Genomic DNA, 22,917 nt, shown 5'->3' on the forward strand with positions numbered 1-22,917 from the left:
CTTGGATGGCTTACTTGGATGATTTACTTCGGATGGTTCACCTCTTATGCTTTATTACTTATGCTTATTTCTCATCCCTTATCACTTGCCTTATCGCTGAACAAATCGGAGCTTAAATATCGCTCGCCATTGTCGGGTGCGATACATAATACCCGCTTGCCCTTGCCAAGGCGGCGCGCTTCCTGCAACGAAGCCCAAACGGCGGCGCCCGAGGACGGTCCTACGAGCAAGCCTTCGAAGTAAGCCAGCTCCTTAGCCGTGCGAATAGCATCTTCATCGGATACTTGAACAATTTCGTCGTATATCGACTGGTTCAGCACACCGGGAATAAAGCCGGGGCCTGCACCAATCAGCTTATGTGCTCCGGCATCCCCGCCTGAAAGGACAGGAGAACCCTTCGGCTCGATCACAATAATGCGGATGCCTGGAAGTGCCTGGCGCAAAATCTCGCCAGTCCCCGTAATCGTTCCACCGGTTCCAGAGGTGGCAACGAATGCATCCAGCTTGCCCTCCATTTGCTCCAGTATTTCCGGCGCGGTGGAGAAGCGGTGGGCTGCCGGGTTAGCCGGGTTCTCGAACTGCTGCGGCACGAAGCTGCCGGGAATGTGGCGCTGCAGCTCCAACGCTTTGCGTATGGCACCAGGCATTCTGTCTGTAGCCGAAGTCAGCACGACCTCTGCCCCGTAAGCCTTAAGAATATTAATACGCTCCTTCGTCATATTCGCCGGCATCGTTATGATTAATTGATAGCCCTTGGCTGCGGCTGCCATTGCCAGGCCGATGCCTGTATTGCCACTTGTGGGCTCAATAATGGTTGCCCCCGGCTTCAAACGCCCGTCTTTTTCAGCTTCGGTGATTAAATTGAGGGCTGCCCGGTCTTTGACACTGCCACCTGGATTGAAATATTCCAGCTTTACATAAACCTCGGCGTCCTGTTCGTTGGATAAGCGGTTAAGCCGTACAACTGGCGTTTCGCCAATCAGGTCAGTAATGCTGTTTACTCTTTTAGATACCATTTGTAGGTCCTCTTCTCTTGTGCAATTTGCCTGGATTTAAGGAAACCGCCCACGGACGGTCCGTGGGCGGCTGATGCAGCAGTGAATACGCTGACAGTGCCAAGCGCCTTAGCCTGCTTTTCCGTAACATGATACCGCAGCATACTCATCGCCGCAGGTGAAGTGCTGTCACAGCGACAAGTCGGGCTGTTCCCTAATAATGGATTCATAATACGGCTGGAAATTCAGCCAGCCCATATCGGGCGAGAAGAGCTGGGAAATTTTTTCTGCACGCTCGGACGGGATATGCTCAGGCGTTCCAACGGCTTCGACCAGCAATTGAGCTTGGCAAGCTCGCTCGAGGGAGATAAACCAGTAGGCGGCTTCATCTACAGATTTGCCGAAAGTGACAATACCGTGGTTTTTCAGGATCAATGCTTTATTGGTTCCAACGGAATTAGCTAGAGCTTCCCCTTCACCATGCTTATAGCTGTCAAAAACCTCATGTGCCTTATAAAATACAGAGGATTCCGATGTAATCGGGTCTATTGTCCGATTCAGCGACGACCAGGTTTTGCCGTAGATGGAATGCGTGTGGGCAATCGCGTTAATATCCGGTCTTAGCTTCTGGATTGGCAAATGCAGCTGCAAGGCGCCTCCATGCACATAACCATGCCCGTGGACGATTTCGCCTTGATGGTTTTGCAAGACGAGATCGCTTGCTTTAATCAGCTTGAAGCTTAGACCTAGCGGATTGGTCCAATAATGGTCGGTTTTGATCGGGTCGCGGACAGAGATATGCCCCATCACCCCTTCATCGTATCCAAATTTAGCAAAAACACGGAAGGCGGCAGCGATCCGCTGCTTGCGATGCTCTCTTTCGTCCTCTAAATGCTCGTATACGGGGGGTGTAGGTCTCGTCCCTTTGGGGAAAGTGGCCACAGGTAACGCCTCCTGTCATTTTTTGATTGTTTATCCTCGGTAAGTATCCCGCCATCGGGTCGATTTGCGGTCTAATAATTTAACGAAAGAGTCGATCAGCTTGCCGATCACTGCAAAAATAATGATCCCCACAAATACGAGATCCGTCCTTGCGCTTTGGGAGGAAAACAGGATCAAATGGCCAACTCCCGAAGCCGCCCCAATCAATTCTGCTACCACAAGGCTAATCCACGAAATAGCGAGGGATAATCGGACACCCATCAGGATATGGGGAATCGAAGAGGGTAAAATCAGTAAAATAATTTGTTTAAACCGGCTAAATTGCAGCACCTTGGATACTTCAAACAACTTGTTGTCCACGCTTCGAATCCCAAGAAAGGTATTGATGTATATGGGAAAAAAAGAACCGACAGCAATAATAACGACCTTCGAGGTTTCACTGAATCCAAACCAAAGAATAATTAAAGGGGCGATCGCCAAATTCGGGATCATCCTGAACCATTGCACGGAAGGGTCAATAAAATCCTCGGATCGACGGGAAAAACCCGTCCATATACCAAGCAGGAAGGCGATAGAGCCACCAACCAAAAATCCGCTTGCGGCTCTGTGAACACTAATACCGATGTGCTCTAACAGCTCTCCACTGACCAGCAGTTCCCTGAACCCCAGCAATATTTGCCAAGGTGTGGGGAGGAAGAAGGTGCTGACCAAACCCGTGGAGCCCAAGGTCTGCCATAGCGCCACAATCAACACAGGCACCACAGCTGTAAGAAAAGTGCCAGCAGCCTTTCTTCTCCAGAATGAAGGTGTCTCGGCTTGTTCTGCGACTGCGACTGCAGCTACGGAAGGGGATGACGGCAAATTCGATTGTACACTCATGTTCTTATCCCCTCCTCATAGTCCTTGAAAGCTGTCACGCCATCTCAACATATACCGTTCTAAGCTTACTACGAGCAAATCAGAAGCTTTGCCCAACACGGCAAACAAGACAATGCCTACAAATACAGTGGAAGTCATGCTCATCGCTCTGGCATCCATCATCAGATAGCCGATTCCAGAGGTTGAGCCCATAATCTCGGCTACGACCAAGCCCAGCCATGAAATAGCAACGGAAAGCCGGATGCCCAGAAATAGATTGGGCATGATAGCGGGTATAATTAAACGTGTTAATTGCTTGGAACGGCTGAAGCCAAGCACCCTAGCTACGTCAAAATATTTGGTGTCAATATTGCGGATTCCCAAATATGCGTTGATATAAAGAGGGAAAAAGGAGCCTTTGGCAATCAACAGGATTTTGGCGGTTTCCCCGATTCCAAACCAGAGCACGAATAAGGTGGTCAGCGCTAGATGGGGCACCATCCGAATCATCTGGATCGTGGGATCAAGTGCTTTTTCCACATACCAAACGAGTCCAACGAGCAGTCCGATGAGCAGTCCGAGGCTGGCACCAAGCGCAAAGCCGGACAGCATACGAACCAAGCTGATTTTCAAATTATCAATCAATTCTCCAGTTAGGTACAGATTCCAGAACGCATCAAGAATAGTCGTAGGTGTCGGAAACAACAAAGTCGAAATATATTCTTTGTCTCCAAGCACTTGCCACAAAATCAAGACAACCACTGGAAGTGTAAGCCCGGACAGCAGCTTATATACCCTTCGCTTGTACAGGGGCTCTGTTCGCTTCAGTGGCAGCTGTAGCTCAGCCGCCTGATGGATGGGAGAGGACTGGATCAATTTGCTGTTCATGCTGGTTCACCCGCTCCTTCGTGTATCGGTTTACTGGATAAGGCAGCTCCAAATGCTCCCGCAAAGTCTCTCCCTCATATTCCGTCCTGAATAATCCACGCTCCTGAAGAATAGGGACAACCTGTTCTGCGAAATCCCGAAGCCCTTCTGGCTGCACATATCCGTAAACAATAAAGCCATCAACGGCTTCTGTCTCGAACAGATGCTGCATTTTGTCCGCAATTTGTACAGCCGTGCCGATAAAGTTTCCTTTCGGGGTTGCTGCTCTTAATGCCAATTGGCGAAGTGTCAGATTTTCTTCCTTGGCCATCCGCTTGAAGCCTTCCGCTGTTGATTTGAAGCTGTCCTTGCCCAAGTCTCCTAAATCCGGCAATGGCTCGTCCAAGGGATATTGTGTAAAGTCGTGGAAGCTGAAAAATCGGCTTAAATATTTGATAGCTAGGTCAATATCGACATAAGCACTCGTCTGCTCATATTTGCGTTGCGCCTCTTCCTCGGTTGCTCCAATGATCGGGGTAATAGCTGGGAATATCAGAATCTCCTCCGGCTTTCTTCCATAAGCTGCTGCTCTTTGTTTAACATCCTTGTAAAAGGCTCGGGCGATTTCCGGGTCGCTTGAATTGGAGAAAATCGCATCGGCTTCCTTGGCGGCTAGCTCCTTGCCTGCGTCGGAGGCACCAGCTTGAAACACAATCGGACGGCCTTGAGGCGAGGGCTCCATATTCAAAGGGCCTTTTACGGAGAAAAACTCCCCCTTGTGGTCAAGTGTATGCAGCTTGTCAAAATCGACATAGATGCCTTTTTCCTTGTCCCTTACGAAGGCATCGTCCTCCCAAGAATCCCATAGCCCCTTCAGTAGCTCGATATATTCGGCAGCAATTTTATAACGTACAGCGTGCTCGTGCAGCTTTTCTTGGCCGTAGTTTTTGGCAACGTCCTCCAGAGCCGAGGTAACGGCATTCCAGCCGGCACGGCCGCCGCTTAGCTTGTCTAGTGATGCCAGCTGGCGGGCAGTAGTGAAGGGCTCGCTGAAGGAGGTGGTGAAGGTGCCCACTAAGCCAAGCTTGCTAGTAACAGCCGCCAATGCGGATAAAATCGTTAAGGGCTCAAAGCGGCTTAGGAAATAAGGCGTCGAGCTTTTGGTAATATAGGCAGAATCTGCGATAAAAGCAAAATCGAATTTGGCTTGCTCTGCAATCTGTGCGAGCTCAATGTTCAGCTTCAGATTAACGGGACCGTCGGAAGGTGTATCCTTGTGCCTCCAAGCTGCTACATTGGAACCGGCGCCTGTCAGAAATGCGGCAAGATGAAGTTTTCTTGGTTTGGGTTGAGTCATGTCGAAAAGCCTCCTAATAGTAGTTGATATGGTGGGGAGTAGGTGCAGCTTTCGTGGCTGGGATATTCTTACGATTGCTGTTGTTCAAATGAACAAAGGCATCGCTCCGCTATCTCTAGAACACCCCAGCCACTCCGCTAGTTACTACTTTTAAAAGATGAAGTTATTTGAGTATCCATTCGTTTAAATTAAAGTCTTTGGCAGCGAGTTTTTCCTCAACGAGAAACTTTTTGGCTTCTTCGACACGTTTGACACCATCTTCGGATACGGCCGTTTCGGAAATAAGGTCGATGTTATACAAAATAGGTACGACATCCAGTGGGGCTTTGGTCGTTTCAGCAACGTAGGCATAATATTTATCCTTATTGGCCATTAGATCCTTCAGTGCCGCATTTCTTGCTGCAGCCCAAGCTTTAGGGAAATCGGGAAATTTGCTTAAATACGCTTCGGATGCAATAGCCGTTGAGGTCGCCAGCAAGATCGGATGGTCCTTGGCCCAATCAAGCACGGGATAACCTTCCTGCGTCAGTTTGTATGAAGTATAGTCATACGTTGCGCTTGCAAAGGCATCAATATCTCCGCGCGCCAAGGCTGCATAGGAATCTAGCCAGGACATATTGATAATTTTGGCATTAATCTTGTTTTCCTTGATCAAGCCAACCGCATAACGATGCATAAGCGAGCCTTTTACAACGGCGATTGTTTTGCCTTCTAGATCTTTTACGCTTTTGGGCCCATCTTTCTTTCCGATTAAATAGCTTTCGGTATTCGTGGAGGAGAACCCGATCAGCTTCGTCTTGCTCCCTGCCGCACGGCTGAGCAATGCAGGTGTATCACCCATGGATCCGACATCCACACGTCCGGCCAGAATGGCTTCATTAATATCGGGCCCCGTTCCGCCCCCAATGGCGTTTACTGTCTTGATGCCATATTCAGCAAGCACCTTCGGGATGATACCGGTATGGAAGCCCCAGCCTTCGGCGCCGGTTTGTTTGCCGGTTGTGCCTACGAAGCTATAGTTTAGGACTTCGGGAACTTTAACCGAGGCTGCAGGAGCAGGGGCTGCAGCTTTATCAGAAGAGCCTGCTGCTGGTGCAGCTGCCGATGTTGGCGCTGGGCTTGCTGCTGCAGGTGATGGGCTAGCCGATGGCGGAGCAGTTGTTTGCCCGCACGCTTGAACAACTAACATCATGGCGGCTAGGGCAGCGAAAGAAATCAGGCTCAGGGCAGAACGATGGCTTTTGTGTTTGTGCTTAGTAGTATACATAGGTGGATGATTTCTCCTTTCAAGATGGGAATGCGATTAGTAGTATTTTATAAATTTCTGAACATGAACGCGCCTAACCATTCCTTTCTTTTATGGAATCACATGGTTTATATGAAATGAAAAAGAGGCACCTCCAAAGCAGTCTCCAATCATTAAGATTAGTGGCTACGAGGTTGCCTCCGTTAGAACGGTCAGCTTATACTCTTAAATTAATTTCGACATAATACCAAGTTATCGGGTATGAATAATTAACTTTTCTTGAGTGTACTTTATCATCACACTTAGGTATTGTCAATTACTTTTATAAGGTTATTTCCAACCAGGATGCAGTTCTATAAACTTTGGGAGCAATAATCAGGAGGATTCCCCATTCTCATATAAAAACAATAAATCATAGTAAATAAGTCGGAATAATTGTTGAATATAATTTCAATCAAGTAATCAGTCCTAAAATAAATAAGGATAGTTAAAGGGTCTGTATCGTGCCCTTTACTTCTACATCCCTTACTTCCTGCATACAAATGGATTATTGTATAACTGGGTAAAACCTGTATAATTAAAAGCATACATGTATAGCAGAATGCCAAGCTATTTTAGTTGAAGGAAGGGTCTTCTTGGAAAACAAAGAAATCATCAGTCAGTTATCAAGCTACATAGGGAAATTGCTTCGTGAGCGTTTTGGTAAAGGTCCTGAATCGATTCATATTTCATTAGATTCTCGATGTGTTACCCTACAACTGCATAACTTTATCGGACCGGTTGAAAAGCTATTGCTGGAGCAGCAAAAAGTAGAAGCTTTCCGAGACACACGCGTTCTCGTTATGGAATCATTAATACCCGAGCTAAGCCGTTTTATTGAGCAGACGATTGGCCATGAAATAGAAGATATGTACTATGATTGGGACTTAGAAACGCATTCTGGCATCGTGGTTGGTTTATTCAAAAGCGCAGCGGGCCATGAAGAGGATGCGTATGCCAACAAACACGCTATCCATGAGCGCATCCGCAAAGTGACGAAGGATTGCGAGAAAATGCCGGATGATGTCCATTCGTTCTGGGCTAGCCCCAAAACCTTGGTGATCATTAGGGAAGGTCTGCTGGTTTTGATTGAAAAGCAGCTCGTGGAATTGGGCTATGAAAGCACGTTAAGAATTGCCAAACGCATATTAGAAAAGCTGCATTTTGCCAAAGATGTCCAGATTGAAGCGATATTGGATAGAACGATCAGCGGCATGTATCTGGATTGGAAGTTTGATAAGGATAAAAGTATTCTTGTGTATACCTTCAAAAATTAATTAGGAAACTATATGTTATAAACGAATATGCAGGTAAAATTGGCTGGATATACCTTATACGCCAGCTAGGAGCCAAAGACAAGTGGAGACACTTTCTTTGGTTTTTTCTATTGTTGGATTAAATGGTTAGTCTAGAACAAGAAGGTTAGGTGCGAAATTGAACAAACCTGTGAAGAAGGAACCTATATTTTACCGTGGCTTGGAAGAGGCGGCCGAGCAGATTCTAATCACGATCAGCCAATTAATCAACGCAAACACTTTTTTTGTAGCTAGTAACGAGACGGAACCGGCAACGATTATTAAAGCCAGGAACCAGAGCGAGCATCTTGTGGAGGCGGGAGCGGTATGGACCTATGTGCAATCCTGTTGCGCATTAGTCATCAATCAGCTTGCCCAGGGGCTTACGTTACATGAGGTTAACCTTGCTACGATGGAGATTGGCAATTCGCTGAGGAACGATGAAGATGGCTGCACCTTAATTGGAGTTCCGATCACCTTGAAAAGTGGCCATATTTATGGGGTTTTATGTGCGATGGACCGAAACCGCGGATGCTTTAAGGAAATGGATATGACGCTACTGACATCCATGGCCGGGTTTCTATCCCATGTAATCGAGCTGGAGCAAACGGTCGCACACAAGGCGCGGTTTCTCGATATGATCAGCCATGAGATTCGCACACCGCTCAACGGCATGCTAGGCATGACCACTTTATTGCAGGACACCGGCCTTACCGAAGAGCAAAAGGAATATGCGATGATCATCCAGACCAGCGGGCAGTCGCTGCTGGCGGTTCTTAATGACGTGCTGGATTTATCCAAAATAGAGGCAGGCAAAATGTCCTTGGACATCCAGCCCTTTGATATTCATGGATGTATTGAGGATGTGCTGGATTTATTCGCCTCCAAAATGGATACCTCCAAGATTGAATTGCTAAGCGATGTCGACTCGAACATCCCGGCTATGCTGGTAGGCGATTCCACAAGAATTCGCCAGGTGCTAGTGAACCTCGTCAGCAATGCGCTGAAATTTACGGAAGCTGGCGAAATTATTGTAACGGTGAAGCTTGCGGGCAGCAATGAAGGCGATAGCTATAGCAGCAATGAAGGCAATCCGCAGGAGGAGGAACTGACCCTGTTAGTATACGTCAAGGACACGGGCGCAGGCATTCCTCTAGAAAAGATGGATCTGTTGTTTCAATCCTTTTCGCAAATTCCGTCCTCCAAGCCGGGCATGCATAAAGAGGGTACAGGACTAGGGCTGATGATCTCCAAGCAGCTGGTGGAATTAATGCAGGGGCGGATCTGGGCAGAGAGTAGCCTGGGGCAAGGCAGCACGTTTTGCTTCACTCTGCAAGTGCAGGACGGCCAGATGGCTACGAACGATGAAGAGAAGCAGCGGCTGTATGATAAAAAAGTGCTAATCGTCGACGACCATGAGACGATGCTCACGACGCTAAAGCGCACCTTGGAGAAGTGGGGAATGTCCGTTGAAACCACTACCTCGGCGGCGGAGGCATTAGTGTGGCTGGAGCAGGGCGACACCTTCGATATGGCCATTATCGATCAAAATATGCCGGAAATGGATGGGCTGCTGCTGGCCAAAAGGATACGGGAAAGCTACGGCCTGTCCGACCTGCCAATCCTGATGCTGGCCGCATTCGGTAAGGATTTTTATACATCAGCGGATAGCGACCTGTACAATACGAAGCTGAAAAAACCGGTCAATACACGCAGGCTGCTAGCCGAAATCATCGCCTGCTTGCGTGGACGGCCATAAAGGGCAAAAAAAGCGGAATATCGGTTAACGGTATTCCTTTTTGGTTATGTTCAGGCCACGTCTGGCTCCTTTATAATAATAGAGCGCTTTCAAATGCTTGACCTTAAGCAATGCGATAAACGTTCCATTTACAACGAAAAGAGGACTCTTATGGCGAAGCAGCTTTTGAATATGGATGGAATAGTTACCGTACTTAACACTCCCTTTACGGATAAGGATACGATCGATATTCCATCCCTGCGCAAGCATGTCCATTACGCTTTAGATGCAGGCGTTGCCGGCTTTCTTGTTCCCGCGATGGCAAGCGAGGTGGGCAAGCTCAGCGACCTGGAACGGAAATTAATGGTGGAAACGGTCGTGAGCGAAGTGAAAGGCGAGGTGCCGGTCATTGGCGGTGCTTCTGCGCAAACGAGCGAGCAAAGAAGAGGTTATGCCAAGCAATTGATCGAATTGGGCTGTGAAGGTGTTCTGGTCAGCTTTAATTATGACAACGACCAGCAATATGAACAGGATGTAAGGGAAATTGCCGAGCTGAAGCCGGGCTTCCTGATGATTCAGGATTGGGACTTTCAAGGCTTTGGAGTACCTGTACCTTTAATTAGCAGGCTATTTAAAGAAATTGATGAGTTTCAAAGCTTGAAAATAGAAGTGGTTCCAGCAGGAGTGAAATATTCACAGGTGATTGACGCAACAAGCGGGCAATTGCATGTCGCCGGAGGCTGGGCGGTCAGCCAGCTGATCGAGGGGCTTGACCGCGGTGTAAATGCTTTTATGCCTACGGGGATGCACGAAATCTATGTAAGGATTTATTCGCTATACCGCCAGGGCGACCGAGCTGCGGCTAAGCGATTATTTAATCGGCTGCTGCCTGTCTTATCCTTCTCCAACCAACATCTGGATATTTCGATCCATTTTTTTAAGCGCTTGTTAGCTGCCCAGCATATCTATACAACAAAACGAGTACGCGAACCGATTTTACCATTTGATGCTTACCATGAAATTCTTTCGCAGGATTGGGTCGAGTATGTAATCCAACTTACAGAGGAAATAGCTAATTAAGGATATGTATATAGCTTCACCCCCCTGAACCTAACGGAGATAATTCCACTAGGTTTTTCTTTTTCTACCATGATGAAAGCTGGAGCTTTTGTTATATTGTAATTGGAGGCGACCTATACTACACTGGATGAAATCGATTACATTAACAAGGAAAAAGGGGATCACTATGCACCGAATCAAGCTGCCGATTACGATAAATAAGCTTTTTCTTAAGATCCTGCTTTATTTCCTTTCTCTATTGATTCCGATTGTCATTATCGGCATGATTGTATTTTTTAATGTAGAGCAGCTCATCAAGAAGGAAGTGTCCGAGAAGCTGCTTGTTAATTTGAAGTCATCGTCGCAAACAATTGAGGTTTATTTGGGCATGGCTCAATCCACTAACAATAATTTACTAATCAGCGATGTCGTGAACTCAACCTTAAAGCCCTATGCGGTGATGACCGACCAGGAAAAAGCGACTTTGCCTTTTATCATAAGGGCTATTGCCGCGAACCAAAATATGGTCAGCTCCTTCATAGACAATATATTTATGTATATCGATGATGAGAAGGTGTATACAAGCCAAGGTACGGTTAACTTCGAAACTTTTTTTGATAAATCCTACCTTCTGGATGCGTATGATAAGGAATATTGGAGGGAACGGATCAAGACGAGTGGTTTTTTTGAGCTGCTGCCGCCTACGAAGGTGACCCGATATGGCGAGGGAGCCAGCAAGACGGTTATTCCCAGCGTTTCTACGCAATACCTCAACGGCAAGCTGGCTGCGATGGTAACGACCATCTCGGTTCAGGCCGTCACGTCTACCTTGAATACGAATTCGATTTTCCCTGCTACCGCTTATGTGATTGTGGACAAAAACAACCATACCCTACTGAACAGCGGTTCGTGGCGTGCGGATGCTATCGAGCAGATCAGGGGTCTGTTTCAACAGGCTCCATCACAAACGGTATACGCCAAGATCGACCAAACGGAATCTATGATTGTGCGGATTTCATCAGACACCTATGGCTGGGACTATTACTCCATCACGCCGATCCACTCCTTTAACAATGAACCGTCGAGCATTCTCAGCTTAATTTTTTGGATATGCATCAGCTTGGTCGTCATAGGGATTTTATTTTCTTTCCGGTTTAGTGTCAACCTGTATAATCCGATCAAAAATATAAGAGATATTTTGCTGCAAAGTGAAAAAGGTACAGAAATCGGCGGCGGGCGCGATGAATTTCAACTGATCGGCAGCCGTATCCACCAATTGGTGCAGCAAAATTTTGACACTACCCAGAAGCTGGACATGTATTCGAATGAGCTATTGGACCAATTTTTCTCTAGCCTGATTAAAGGCAATCCATGGACGCAGAAAAAGCCGATGCAGCAAATGATGGAGGAGATCGGGTTTCAAAGCGGTACTTACTTGTGCTGCTGCTTTATGTTCCAATACAAGGAGCGGTTTTATCACGAGATTGCCGAAGCAGATCGTTTAATGATTATGGAAAAAATGAAAAAGGTGCTGTGGGGCATTATGCAGCAGTACGTAAATAGCTACCTGATGGAGCATGACCAGAACCTGTACGTATGCGTGGTCAATCTGAAGCATGAGGAGGAGCGGGCAGAGCTGAACCGCGCCTTGGATACGATCAAGCAAACGTTTGAATACGACATGATCTACTGCGAGCTTATTATTGGCCTGGGTAAGCCATACAGCAAGGTTAATGATGTGAAAAAATCGTACAGCGATGCTGTGACCGCTATGCAAAGATCAAGCCATTCGGACATGTCAATTATGGACGCGGCCGATTTGGCGATTGAGCAAAATTATTATTATTCGTTTTTGGATGAGAATAAAGTGGTGAATGCATTGAAATCAGGCGATATGGAGCTGCTTGTAACTGAGGTAAAGGGCTTAATCCGCTCCAATCAGGATCGGGGTGTCTCCTATACGTATTTGGGTGCTTTACTCGCGGAGCTGTTTAATACCGGCAATCGGTATTTGACCGAAAGGCAGGTTAGCACGCATGTGCTGCTGACAGAAGAAGAGTACGCGGCGCTGGCTGACCCCAATATGTCGCCCTATGAATCCGCAGACCGTACCCAGCGCTTGTTCGCCTTTTACGAGAAAATTATTACTGAAACGGTAGTGAAGCCCGAGCGCAAAGCAGCCACAGTCATTTCGCTTATTACCAGTTACATCGAGAACAATTACGCCAAGGACTTATATCTTGAAAGTATTGCCGATGAGATTGGGCTCTCGTCCAAATATATTTCCCGCATCTTCAAAGAAATAACAGGAACGAGCATTACCGATTATATCAGCTTGATTCGGATGTCCAAAGCGAAGGAGCTGCTGATGCACACGGATTTGAAGGTAGGCGATATTGCCCACCAGATTGGGATCGACAGCCGTACTACATTTCTGCGTATTTTCAAAAAGCATGAGGGCATTTCCCCGATTGATTACCGGAATGCCCACTTACGTAAGGATATTTAGCCCGAATGCGACCTTTTAGCTCATGGGGGAAAAATGGAGCAACGCCACCAAAGAGCGATAACGGCTTAGGTTATTCCCTTTTGGTTATAGGCAAATACAGTTAGCGGCGCTTATGCTAAAGGTGTCAGAAGCGAACGCTTACGAAGTCATTTTCCAAGAAAATTTTAGGGGGAACACACATGCAAAAGGGAACAAAGGGTTATGTAGGAGCAGGACTCACGTTCACATTATTAGGCGGCCTGCTTGCCGGCTGCGGAGGTACAGCAACTCCTGCCGAGGTGGCAAAGCCAGCAGATGCAGCCAAGCCAGCAGATGCAGCCAAGCCAGCCGACACGGCGAAGCCAGCGGAGAGTGCCAAACCGATTACTTTATCATGGATGCGATACGAGCATCCGTCCCAAGCGTTGGTATCTGATTCACAAACGGTACAGGAAATTTTGAAGAAAAAGAATGTGAAGCTGGAATTACAGAGCACCCCGCAAAGCAACTATGATGATAAAAAGAAAACCTTGATCGCAACGAACAGCATCCCGGATGTCATTATGGTCAAGCAGGATGATCTGTCCAACTTCTCGGATTCAGGTATTTTCCTCGACTTGACGCCTTATATTGATAAAATGCCGAACTTCAAAAAAATTCTTCAGGAGCATCCGGAGATTAATAAAAATAAATTCGATGGCAAGCTGTTTGGCTTTCCTTTTGTACAAAAATGGGCGATTCAGGCCGGCCAGGTCCCTATGATCCGCGTTGACTTATTGACAAAGCTGAACCTGAAGGCACCTACCACCTATGACGAGCTTTATCAGGTATTGAAGAAATTTAAAGAAGCTTACCCGGACACTTTCCCATTCACAAGCCGTGCGGCTAATGGTTTAACGGGGACAGAAAATGTGGTCAATCCGATTGCTTTTGGGTTTGGAAGCGGATACACCAATATCAATGGAACGAAGGTTTATTACGATCCCAAGCTGAAGCAATACAAATTTGGACCTGCGATGCCGGAATTTAAAGAGGCCATCACATTCCTCAATAAATTGTACAAGGAAAAGCTGCTTGACCCTGATTATGCTACAGCTACCTCCCAAATTTGGCAGGAGAAGCTAAGCTCTGGTAAGTCCTTGTTCTTCCAGGATAATAATGGCTTTGCAACGAACTTCAACCTTGCGTTGCAGAAAAAGGAGCCGGATGCCAAGTTCGACCTGCTGCCTACAATGGATAGCGGTCAGGGCGTTAAACGGAATGCGCTGTACCAATTGGATCATCTGGGTGAGTCTTATGCGATTAGCGCCAAAGTGAAAAATCCTGACCAAGTGATTCAATTTGTCGATTGGTTATATAGCGAGGAAGGCATGAAGCTGACTAGCTGGGGTATTGAAAATACCGATTATACTTTTGCTAATAACGTGTACAAAATTTCTGATGCAACGCTGGCTAAATATAAAGATAAACCCGATCCTTACCGCGCGATGTCCTCTGCACTTGGCTTAGGATATCTGGGATTGGCCTTATATGCCGACGACAACCCAAGTGTCGCCTCCCAGCCTAAAGAGTTTCTGGAGTGGGGAGATAAGAACCTGAAGGCTCTTACCGATGGCCTTGCTTTTAGACAGTCCTTTGATCCTCCCTTTAACAAGGATGAGCGCGAAAAGCTGAAACAATTGCGGACACAATTGGATGCCTTTATGACACAAAATATGGATAAATATATTATGACCGATGGCGCCTTAAGCGATTGGGATAACTTTATTAAGCAATGTAAGGATAAAGGGGCAACCGAAATCGAAAAGATCTATAATGATGCGCTTGCCAGAGTGAAGTAATCAGCGAACCTGAAAGTGCTGTGAATAAGTCTAGCTACGTGACCAGAGTATGTCTCCGATTGCTATTGTTCGCTGATTTCTTGATTGGATAAGACATTTAGCGGTAGAAATCTGCGAACAAAGGCACCGTTTCACTATCTCCAACATACTCCGGTCACTTCGCTAGTTATTCACCGCACTTATAGAGGAGCCAAGTCTCACACTACGGGCTGTGGCTCCCTTACTTTTTATTAGAGGATTAAAGGAGTGGATTGTTATATCAACTGTGATGGGTCACCAGAAGCTGCCGCCCCAGCAGGCTGCCGTCCGCAGAAGCAAATGGACGAGCACCCGCAAGAAGCTGAGCAAAAGCAAATTCCTCTATACGATGTTTGCGCTCCCGTTTATTTATTTTCTCATTTTCCATTATGCACCGATGGTGGGCAATTTAATGGCCTTCCAGGAGTATTCCATTATGAAGGGGTTTTTCGCAAGCCCGTGGGCGGGAACCAAATATTTTCAGCAATTTCTCACAGATCCCTATTTTTGGAAGGTAGTCCGCAACACGTTAATGATCAATTTGTATTCGCTAATCTTTTATTTCCCGGCACCGATTATATTCGCCATCCTCATGAACGAGCTAAGAGGGCAGCTATTCAAAAGAGCCATCCAAACGGTCACTTATGTGCCGCATTTTTTATCTACGGTTGTTGTAGCGGGCATGCTCGTTAACTTTTTGTCCACTACCGGATTGGTTAACCAAATTACCCATATGTTCGGCTTTGAGGCGAAAACCTTTATGTCCTTGCCGGAATGGTTCCGGACGATTTTTGTGGGCTCCGAAATATGGCAGGGCATGGGCTGGAATTCGATTATTTATTTGGCTGCTTTAGCTTCTATTGATCCGCAGCTTTATGAGGCGGCAACGATAGACGGTGCTAATAGGTGGCATAAAATTCGGCATATTACGCTTCCGGGCATTACGACCGTGGCTACGATTTTATTCCTGCTAACCATTGGGCATATGTTATCCGTAGGCTTTGAAAAAATTATTTTGCTATATAGCGGACCTACCTATGAAACTGCAGATGTGATCCAATCCTTCGTTTATCGAAGAGGGCTCATTGATGCCGACTTTAGCTTTGCGGCAGCTGTAGGTATTTTTCAATCGGTCTTATCGCTGGTGCTGATCCTGTCGGCCAATAGCATTTCCAAAAAAATCAATGGAACCCGTTTATTTTAGGAGGTACAGCCCATGAGCTTGAATAAATATAGCCTGTTTGATGTTGTGAATATGATCCTCATGCTGTTGATTATTGTAGTTACGGTATACCCATTATATTATATGGGAATTGTTTCCATTAGCTCGGGATTGTCTGTACAAAGGGGAGATGTTTTCCTTTATCCAATTGAGGTTACTTTAAAGGCGTATAGTATTGTGCTGGATGACCCCTCGATTCTGCGCGCCTATGGGAATACATTGCTGTATACATGCTTGGGGGTAACCGTTAATTTGATCATGACGACGCTTTGTGCGTACCCCTTGTCGAGAAATTATTTGTATGGCAAAGCGCTGCTATCCTTTTTTGTTGTGTTTACGATGTTTTTCGACGGGGGGCTTATTCCGAAGTATATGGTGGTGCATTCCTTGGGGATGGTCAACTCGATCTGGGCGATTTTGATCCCGACAGCAATTAATGTGTTTAATATGATTCTGATGCGGACGTTTTTCGCTGAAATTCCCGATGCCCTCCATGAATCGGCAACCGTTGATGGAGCCAGCGAATGGCGGATTCTGCTGCAAATCGTGCTGCCGCTGTCGATGCCGGTGATGGCGACGATGTTCATCTTTTATGCGGTGGCGCATTGGAACAGCTTCTTCCCCGCTTTAATTTATTTGAACGAGAAGCAGCTCTATCCGCTGCAAATTATTGTGCGAAATATTGTTATCCAAGGCGATATGTCCTCGCAAACTGCCGAAATGGGCGCGGGCGAGAACAGCTCCGTTATGGCGCAAAATGTGAAATATGCGGTCGTCTTTATCGCGATCCTGCCGATTCTGGTCATTTACCCGTTCGTGCAAAAATATTTTATCCAAGGCGCTATGCTGGGTGCGGTTAAGGGGTAATTTATATCGCTTTCGCTCCTTGCTTTAGCCCGTATGTAACAGGTGTTTTAACCTTACATTGTAAGGTGGGTTAAGCATACGTTATAATACGGGATATGAGTAGGCAAAGTGGGGGTTTGAATGGAAACGGCACTTATCGGCAGCTTTATATCAGCTATGGCAACAGTTCTCGGTGCAGTTCCTTTGATGTTTGTGAAAACCCTATCAGAGAGATGGAAGGATATTCTGATCGCGTTTACAGCGGGGATTATGATATCGGCTTCGACATTTGGTTTGATACCTCAAGCCATTAAGGAATCAGGTATAGTAGGGTTAACCATCGGGTTACTGCTGGGTATTGTAATGCTAGATCTGATTGAAAAAAATATTCCGCACATTGACGTAGAGAACGATTCGGGGATCAGCCAGTTTGATTCCAAATCGTTATTGGTCATTATTGCGCTGATCATTCATAATATCCCTGAGGGCTTAAGTACGGGATTTAGTTACGCTAGCCAAAATGAAGGATTGGGAACCATGGTAGCCATTTCGATTGGAGCCCAGAATATGCCGGAGGGGCTAGTTCTCGGAGTTTTTCTTTTAAATTCTAAAGTAAGTAAACTAAACTCCTTTCTGATCGTTTCCCTGACCGGATTCATAGAAGTAGTTTTTGCGGTTGCTGGATATTTTACTGCCTCGTATATTGAGGCTATAGTCGGGTACGGGCTAGCCTTCGCAGCAGGTGCCATGATGTTCATCGTATATAAGGAGCTAATTCCAGAGAGCCATGGGCACGGCTATGAAAGAAGCTCCACCTATTCATTTATATTGGGGTTATTAGTCATGATTTACATTAGCCAAATATTTGGATAAATAAAGCAGCTGCTTAGGGAGACAAGGCGGACTGATCCTATAGGATGCCTTCAAATAATGAATTAAAAGTCCGGATGCAGCATTTCTAGCTGTTGAGGGCTTTTTTTTATCGCAACCGGCAAGGCTGGTTGTAAGCACTGCTCCATTTTTTGGTTATAATGAAGGTATGGAGTTACAGCTAAAGTTAAAAGCCGAAAGCGTATACATATGAGGATTCCAGCAGAAAGGAGATGAATAGATGGGAACCGATCCTTTGCAAAAGATGAACCCCATTCTTGCCGAGTGGTTCTGGGAAACCTTTCGCGAGCCTACAGATGTACAGGTTCAAGCATGGGCTTCGATTGAGCAGAATCGACATACCTTGATCGCCGCGCCTACAGGCTCAGGCAAAACCTTGGCTGCTATATTGCCGAGCTTAAATCGGATCATTGAAGCGAAGCTGGAGGGTGCGGGTGTAAGTGGTCGCGACACGAAAGTAAGCAGGAGCAGTGACAGCGCTGATGGAGTAAGTATAGCTGATGAAGTAAATGTAGCTGATGGAGTAAATTTAAGCGAAAATGGCAGCAGTGGCTATAACGAAAAGCCAGCTAACAAGGCTGGAGTGAAATTGTTATATATAACGCCGCTGAAGGCGTTGAATAATGATATCCACCACCATGTGGTATCCTTCTCTGCGGAGCTGGACAAGCTGGCGGCCAGAACGGAGCTGGACTGGCTCAGCCTTAAAGTAGCGGTTCGCAGCGGAGATACCCCGCAGAAGGTGCGGGCATCGATCCTGCGCAAGCCGCCGGATATTCTGGTGACAACGCCGGAAACGTTGTATTTGATGCTGACCTCGCTGAAAGCTCGCGAGATTTTGCGCTCTGTGGAGCAGGTCGTTGTCGACGAGATCCACTATATCGCCGGGGACAAGCGTGGCGCCCATTTGTCGCTTTCACTGGAGCGGCTGGAGGCATTATGCGACCGGCCTTTCCTGCGTATCGGTGTATCCGCGACACAGAAGCCATTGGAGCGGGTGGCGGCTTTTCTCGGGGGCTGGGAGGGCGGTTGGCTTAGGCCTGTCAGTATTATTGAAAGCCATGGGAACAAAAAATTCGATCTTCGCGTCGCCGTATTGGACCATGAGTCTGCTCAAGGCAAAGATAAAGATAAGGTATGGATCGCGATGATGGATCGTATCCTCAAAGAGATGGAGGGCTGTCGCTCGACCTTGATTTTTGTCAATAATCGCAGGTTGTGCGAACGGCTGGCGCAGCAGTTAAACGATTACTGCGGCGGCGACTTCGCCAGCTCCCACCATGGCAGCATCTCCAAGGAGAAACGGCTGGAGGTGGAAAGCCGGCTTAAATCAGGCGAGCTGAAATGCTTGATCGCCACCTCTTCGCTGGAGCTGGGCATCGATGTGGGGCAGATCGATTTGGTGATCCAAGTCGATTCTCCGCTGCAAGCGACCACAGGCATCCAGCGTATCGGGCGTGCCGGGCATAGCGTTGGCGAGGTCAGCCGCGGCGTTATTATTATCCGCTCGCGCAGCTCGCTGCCTGAGGTGGCAGTGCTTAGCAAGATGATCCGCGAGCGGGAAATCGAGCCGATCGTCATTCGGCGCAACCGGATCGATGTGCTGAACCAGCAGATTGTCGCGATGGTTGCGGCTGATGATTGGACGGTTGGCGGGCTATTCGAGCTGATTAACGGCAGCGATTGCTACCATACGCTCACGCTTGACAAGTTCGAAGGCTTGCTGCAGGTGCTGTCGGGCTTTTACCCTTTTGTCCGTCCATTAATTGACTGGGATCGAGATACCGGCCGACTAAGCGGCCGAAGCAGCAGCCGGATGGCTGCCATTATGGGGACCGGTACAATACCCGGCAGCGCCAACTATCCAGTTTACCATATCGATAGCCAGACCCAATTGGGTGAGCTGGATGAGGAATATGTGCATGAGAGCCGAGTAGGCGAGCTGTTCCAGCTGGGCGCCCATTCGTGGACGATCCGTGAGATTCGTAATGATCGTGTAATCGTTAGCGAAGCGACGAACCGGATTAGCGAAATTCCGTTTTGGCGGAGCGAGGGGGTTGGGCGGTCCTTTCAATTAGGGGAGCAGGTTGGAGCGTTCTTGGCTGAGCTGAGTATGAGGTTGGAGGACAAGCAAGGCGACGTGGAAACCGTCGATTGGCTTGATGAGCTATATGGCTTTGATGCGTTGGCAGCGGACAGCCTGATGCAATTAGTGAGAAAGCAGCAGGTGGTTAGTGCGGTTCCAACGGACCGATCGATTGTAATCGAGCAATACCAGGATGTCATGAACCAAACCCATGTGGTTCTTCATAATGTGTGGGGACGTAGGTTAAACCGGACCTGGCAGATTTTGCTGGAGCACCATATTGAGCAAAAGCTCCAGTACCGCCCGTACATGTGCGCGAAGGATAATGGGATCGAGATGATTTTTCGCGAGTGGGATGGCCAGTGGCTGCAATCGATTTGGCAGGTGGCATCGGCAGGGGTGGACTCCATACTGATGGAATCGTTGGGGCGCTCACCGATGTTTGCGATCACATTTCGCCGGATGGCGGAGGTGGGGCTGCTGCTGTCGCGGCAGTTCACAAGGACACCGATGTGGCAAAAGCGCCTGCGCAGTGAGGAGCTGCTAAAGGAGGTGCTGCCTTACGCGGAGCAGTTTCCTTTTTTTGGAGCCGCCATTACGGAATGCTTCGAGGAGCATTTGGATGCAGAGGGGCTTAAATATGTGCTGGGCGGAATCGAAGCGGGCAGCATCCAGGTGCAAATCACACAGAGTGCATTCCCTTCTGCATGGGCGACCCAGTTTATGTGGGATTACGTAAATACGCAAATTTATGAATCGGACATGCTGAGCAGCGAATTGCAAATGCAGGTGATGAATATTAATCGTGAGCTGGCGGGAGCTGTTTTTGGCGCCTCGGCCGTTGGGGTTGCTTTCGAGCCGGAGGTGCTGGGAGCCGAAAAGCAACGGTTGGTCGGAGCACCGGGCAGCTCTGATGAGCTGGCAGTGCTGCTCAAGCGGCGCGGGGATTTAACGGGAGCCGAGCTGGAGGAGGCGGGTGGCTTGCAAGCGCTGGATTGGATTCGGCAGCTGGAGAAGCAAGGCATCGCAGCTCGCTTGCAGCTAGGCGGCGAGCAACGTTGGATTAGCCGCGATGAGCAAGCGACGTATAAGCAGTTCCCACACGATCCGGTGGCGGTGACTTTCGTGCTGAATCGTTATATCGATGGAAGGCTAACCTTCTCAGAGGCGGAGCTTCTGGCTAGGTATCCGCAGCTAAGCCGGGAGCAAGCTGCGGGACTGATAGCGAAATGGCAGCAGGAGCGGCGCATTGAGCCAGCGCCTTGGGCGGCGGAGCCTATTGCAGAGCCGGATGCTGCGGATCCAGCGGCTCCGCTCACAGCGCAGCCATCAGCGAAGTCGGCTGCTAAGCCAGCTGGCCCACCGGCAGGGCCGCTATGGTCGGCCAGCAAAGTATGCGATCGCATCACACGGCTCTCGCTGCAGCACTTCCGCAACGCGGGCGAGCCCGTTGACCCCGCAAGGCTTGGCTTGCTGCTACTGCAGCGGCACCATCTGCTGCCCGGCGGGCACCGTGCCAAAGGCATCGATAGCCTGCGGCATATTATGCAGCTGCTGCAGGGGATTTTCTTGCCTTATTCGCAATGGGAGAAGCTCATTTTCCCATCACGGATCGAAGGCTACCAAAAAGCCGATCTTGATGTTTTATGCGCCTCCGGCGAGGTGCTGTGGATCGGCCGTAAGGAGACTGCTGCTGAAAAAGAAGGCAAAATAGCCTTCTTCCTTGCCGAATCCGTGGCACTATACCACCCGTTCCTGCCGACCTTGTCTACAGCTGAGGAAACGCAACACCCGGAACTGCTGGCCTTGCTTCGAGCTAAGGGAGCGAGCTTTCTGACCCGGCTATCCGCGGATACGGGTCTTATTCCGTCCGAGCTCTTATCCAAGCTTTTCGATCTTGTATGGGAGGGTCATATCTCCAATGACCAGTGGACACCGCTGCGTAACTATAGCGCGGCGAAAGGTAAGCTGAACCCCAAGATGGGCTCCGGTCTTGGCCGCTGGTACCCGATTGAATCGTTGGGCGTGCCAGCGGTTTCGCTTGAAGAATCAGCGGTCGCTTGGGTCAGGCATTTGCTGCAAAACCATGGGATTATTACCAAGGAGGTTGTGTCTCAATACGCTCCCTTTTTATGGGAAACGATGGTAAAGGTGCTGAAACGGTTGGAGGAGCTGGGCACGCTCACCCGCGGGCTATTCGTGCGGGGGATCACCTCCATGCAATTTATGGAGCGTGATGTAGTTGATATGATCCGTAAGGTCGATCCCTTGCCAGCGCCAGTCGTCGGAGAAGCTGGACAAAGCAAACAGACCCAGCAGGCCGAACAGGCCGTAGCCATCCATGCCGCCGATCCAGCTGATTTGTTTGGCACCGTCTTGCCGTGGCCGGAAGTGGAAGGAATCCATTTTACGCGTAAGCAGGGTAATTTTTTGGTCTATGACCGTGGTATGTGGGTATGCTGGATTGAAAATTACGGCAGGAAAATCGTTTTCCTCAAGGACGATTATAATAAGGACCCGGACATGCTCATCCCTATTTTTCGGCAAATGCTGGACTATGGAAAATCGCGGAAAATTGTGATTGATTCTTGGAACGGCCAGCAGGCAGCGGATACGGCAGAAGGACAAATGCTGTTGAAGCGAGGAGCGGAGCGTGATCGGAATTCGCTGATCTTTTGGCCAAGCACGCTGGGATGATTGATTTGCACTCAAAGTAAGCCATTTAATGCGGCAGATGATACTTTGGGTGCTTTTTTGTTTAAGTAATGCTATAGACCTGAATTTCAGCAAACATTCAGCAAATACTCATACATATTCAGCTAAGGTAGGCATAATAAATTTAAATCAATGCAATCGAGTATCATGGAGGATTTTCCGATGAAAACCCATATTTTCAAAACGGTAATGATAGCAATGTCACTGAGCTTCGTAATAAGTGCCTGTGCAAACCCTAAAGAAATCTCACCCACTCAAAAAACGCCTATTGAACCCGTGAACGCAGTTGCAATAGCGACGTTACATACTACGCTGTAAAATATGTAAACTTCCACGCTTCCTCATCTACGTTCATCCAATCCAATCGCCTGGCGGATTTTCAGATTATATCTACTACTCGTAGTGTCAGGTAGT

The 22,917-nt window shown here is 48.0% G+C and carries 16 protein-coding genes; 9 read left to right on the top strand and 7 right to left on the bottom strand.

Annotation, left to right across the window (positions count from 1 at the left end):
- Positions 1-71 precede the first annotated feature (71 nt).
- From cysK to G9U52_RS18265, 7 genes are all read right to left on the bottom strand, one after another.
- Positions 72-1,016, bottom strand: coding sequence for a cysteine synthase A (cysK, locus tag G9U52_RS18240; RefSeq protein WP_166152067.1), 945 nt, complete (start codon positions 1,014-1,016; stop codon positions 72-74).
- Entirely contained in the window at positions 998-1,225 is a 228-nt protein-coding gene (locus tag G9U52_RS39285; protein WP_207953053.1) for a hypothetical protein, read from the bottom strand. The genes cysK and G9U52_RS39285 overlap by 19 nt, the downstream gene beginning before the upstream one ends.
- Positions 1,185-1,937, bottom strand: coding sequence for a class II aldolase/adducin family protein (locus tag G9U52_RS18245; RefSeq protein ID WP_166152068.1), 753 nt, complete (start codon positions 1,935-1,937; stop codon positions 1,185-1,187). The genes G9U52_RS39285 and G9U52_RS18245 overlap by 41 nt, the downstream gene beginning before the upstream one ends.
- Positions 1,938-1,967: 30 nt before the next feature.
- Positions 1,968-2,816: an ABC transporter permease gene (locus G9U52_RS18250; RefSeq protein ID WP_166152069.1), complete on the bottom strand. Its 849-nt coding sequence runs from the start codon at positions 2,814-2,816 to the stop codon at positions 1,968-1,970.
- 15 nt (positions 2,817-2,831) lie between these two features.
- A complete protein-coding gene (locus G9U52_RS18255) occupies positions 2,832-3,683 on the bottom strand; it encodes an ABC transporter permease (protein WP_166152070.1) in 852 nt (283 codons plus the stop codon).
- Positions 3,637-5,019 (bottom strand): LLM class flavin-dependent oxidoreductase, encoded by a 1,383-nt coding sequence (locus G9U52_RS18260; protein WP_166152071.1) that lies wholly within the window; start codon positions 5,017-5,019, stop codon positions 3,637-3,639. The genes G9U52_RS18255 and G9U52_RS18260 overlap by 47 nt, the downstream gene beginning before the upstream one ends.
- 163 nt (positions 5,020-5,182) lie before the next feature.
- Positions 5,183-6,286: an ABC transporter substrate-binding protein gene (locus G9U52_RS18265; RefSeq protein ID WP_166152072.1), complete on the bottom strand. Its 1,104-nt coding sequence runs from the start codon at positions 6,284-6,286 to the stop codon at positions 5,183-5,185.
- Between the two features lie 614 nt (positions 6,287-6,900).
- Between G9U52_RS18265 and G9U52_RS18270 the strand changes: the two genes are divergently transcribed.
- From G9U52_RS18270 to G9U52_RS18310, 9 genes are all read left to right on the top strand, one after another.
- Entirely contained in the window at positions 6,901-7,581 is a 681-nt protein-coding gene (locus tag G9U52_RS18270) for a Na-translocating system protein MpsC family protein (RefSeq protein ID WP_166152073.1), read from the top strand.
- 169 nt (positions 7,582-7,750) lie between these two features.
- Positions 7,751-9,358 carry an ATP-binding protein gene (locus tag G9U52_RS18275; RefSeq protein WP_207953054.1) on the top strand — a complete coding sequence of 536 codons (1,608 nt, stop codon included), beginning with the start codon at positions 7,751-7,753 and terminating at the stop codon, positions 9,356-9,358.
- A gap of 150 nt (positions 9,359-9,508) precedes the next feature.
- Positions 9,509-10,417: a dihydrodipicolinate synthase family protein gene (locus G9U52_RS18280; protein ID WP_166152075.1), complete on the top strand. Its 909-nt coding sequence runs from the start codon at positions 9,509-9,511 to the stop codon at positions 10,415-10,417.
- Between the two features lie 166 nt (positions 10,418-10,583).
- Complete coding sequence (locus G9U52_RS18285; RefSeq protein WP_166152076.1) at positions 10,584-12,905, top strand: helix-turn-helix transcriptional regulator; 2,322 nt, start codon at positions 10,584-10,586, stop codon at positions 12,903-12,905.
- A 179-nt stretch (positions 12,906-13,084) separates the two neighbouring features.
- A complete protein-coding gene (locus tag G9U52_RS18290; protein WP_166152077.1) occupies positions 13,085-14,725 on the top strand; it encodes an extracellular solute-binding protein in 1,641 nt (546 codons plus the stop codon).
- Positions 14,726-14,993: 268 nt separating this feature from the next.
- Positions 14,994-15,947 (top strand): ABC transporter permease, encoded by a 954-nt coding sequence (locus G9U52_RS18295; protein ID WP_166152251.1) that lies wholly within the window; start codon positions 14,994-14,996, stop codon positions 15,945-15,947.
- A 12-nt stretch (positions 15,948-15,959) separates the two neighbouring features.
- A complete protein-coding gene (locus G9U52_RS18300) occupies positions 15,960-16,832 on the top strand; it encodes a carbohydrate ABC transporter permease (protein WP_166152078.1) in 873 nt (290 codons plus the stop codon).
- 120 nt (positions 16,833-16,952) lie between these two features.
- Positions 16,953-17,684, top strand: a complete 732-nt coding sequence (locus tag G9U52_RS18305) for a ZIP family metal transporter (RefSeq protein ID WP_166152079.1) — start codon at positions 16,953-16,955, stop codon at positions 17,682-17,684.
- A 238-nt stretch (positions 17,685-17,922) separates the two neighbouring features.
- A complete protein-coding gene (locus G9U52_RS18310) occupies positions 17,923-22,485 on the top strand; it encodes a DEAD/DEAH box helicase (protein ID WP_166152080.1) in 4,563 nt (1,520 codons plus the stop codon).
- Positions 22,486-22,917 lie beyond the last annotated feature (432 nt).

Origin of the sequence: Paenibacillus agricola (assembly GCF_011440305.1) — a bacterium.
Taxonomy (GTDB): domain Bacteria; phylum Bacillota; class Bacilli; order Paenibacillales; family NBRC-103111; genus Paenibacillus_S; species Paenibacillus_S agricola.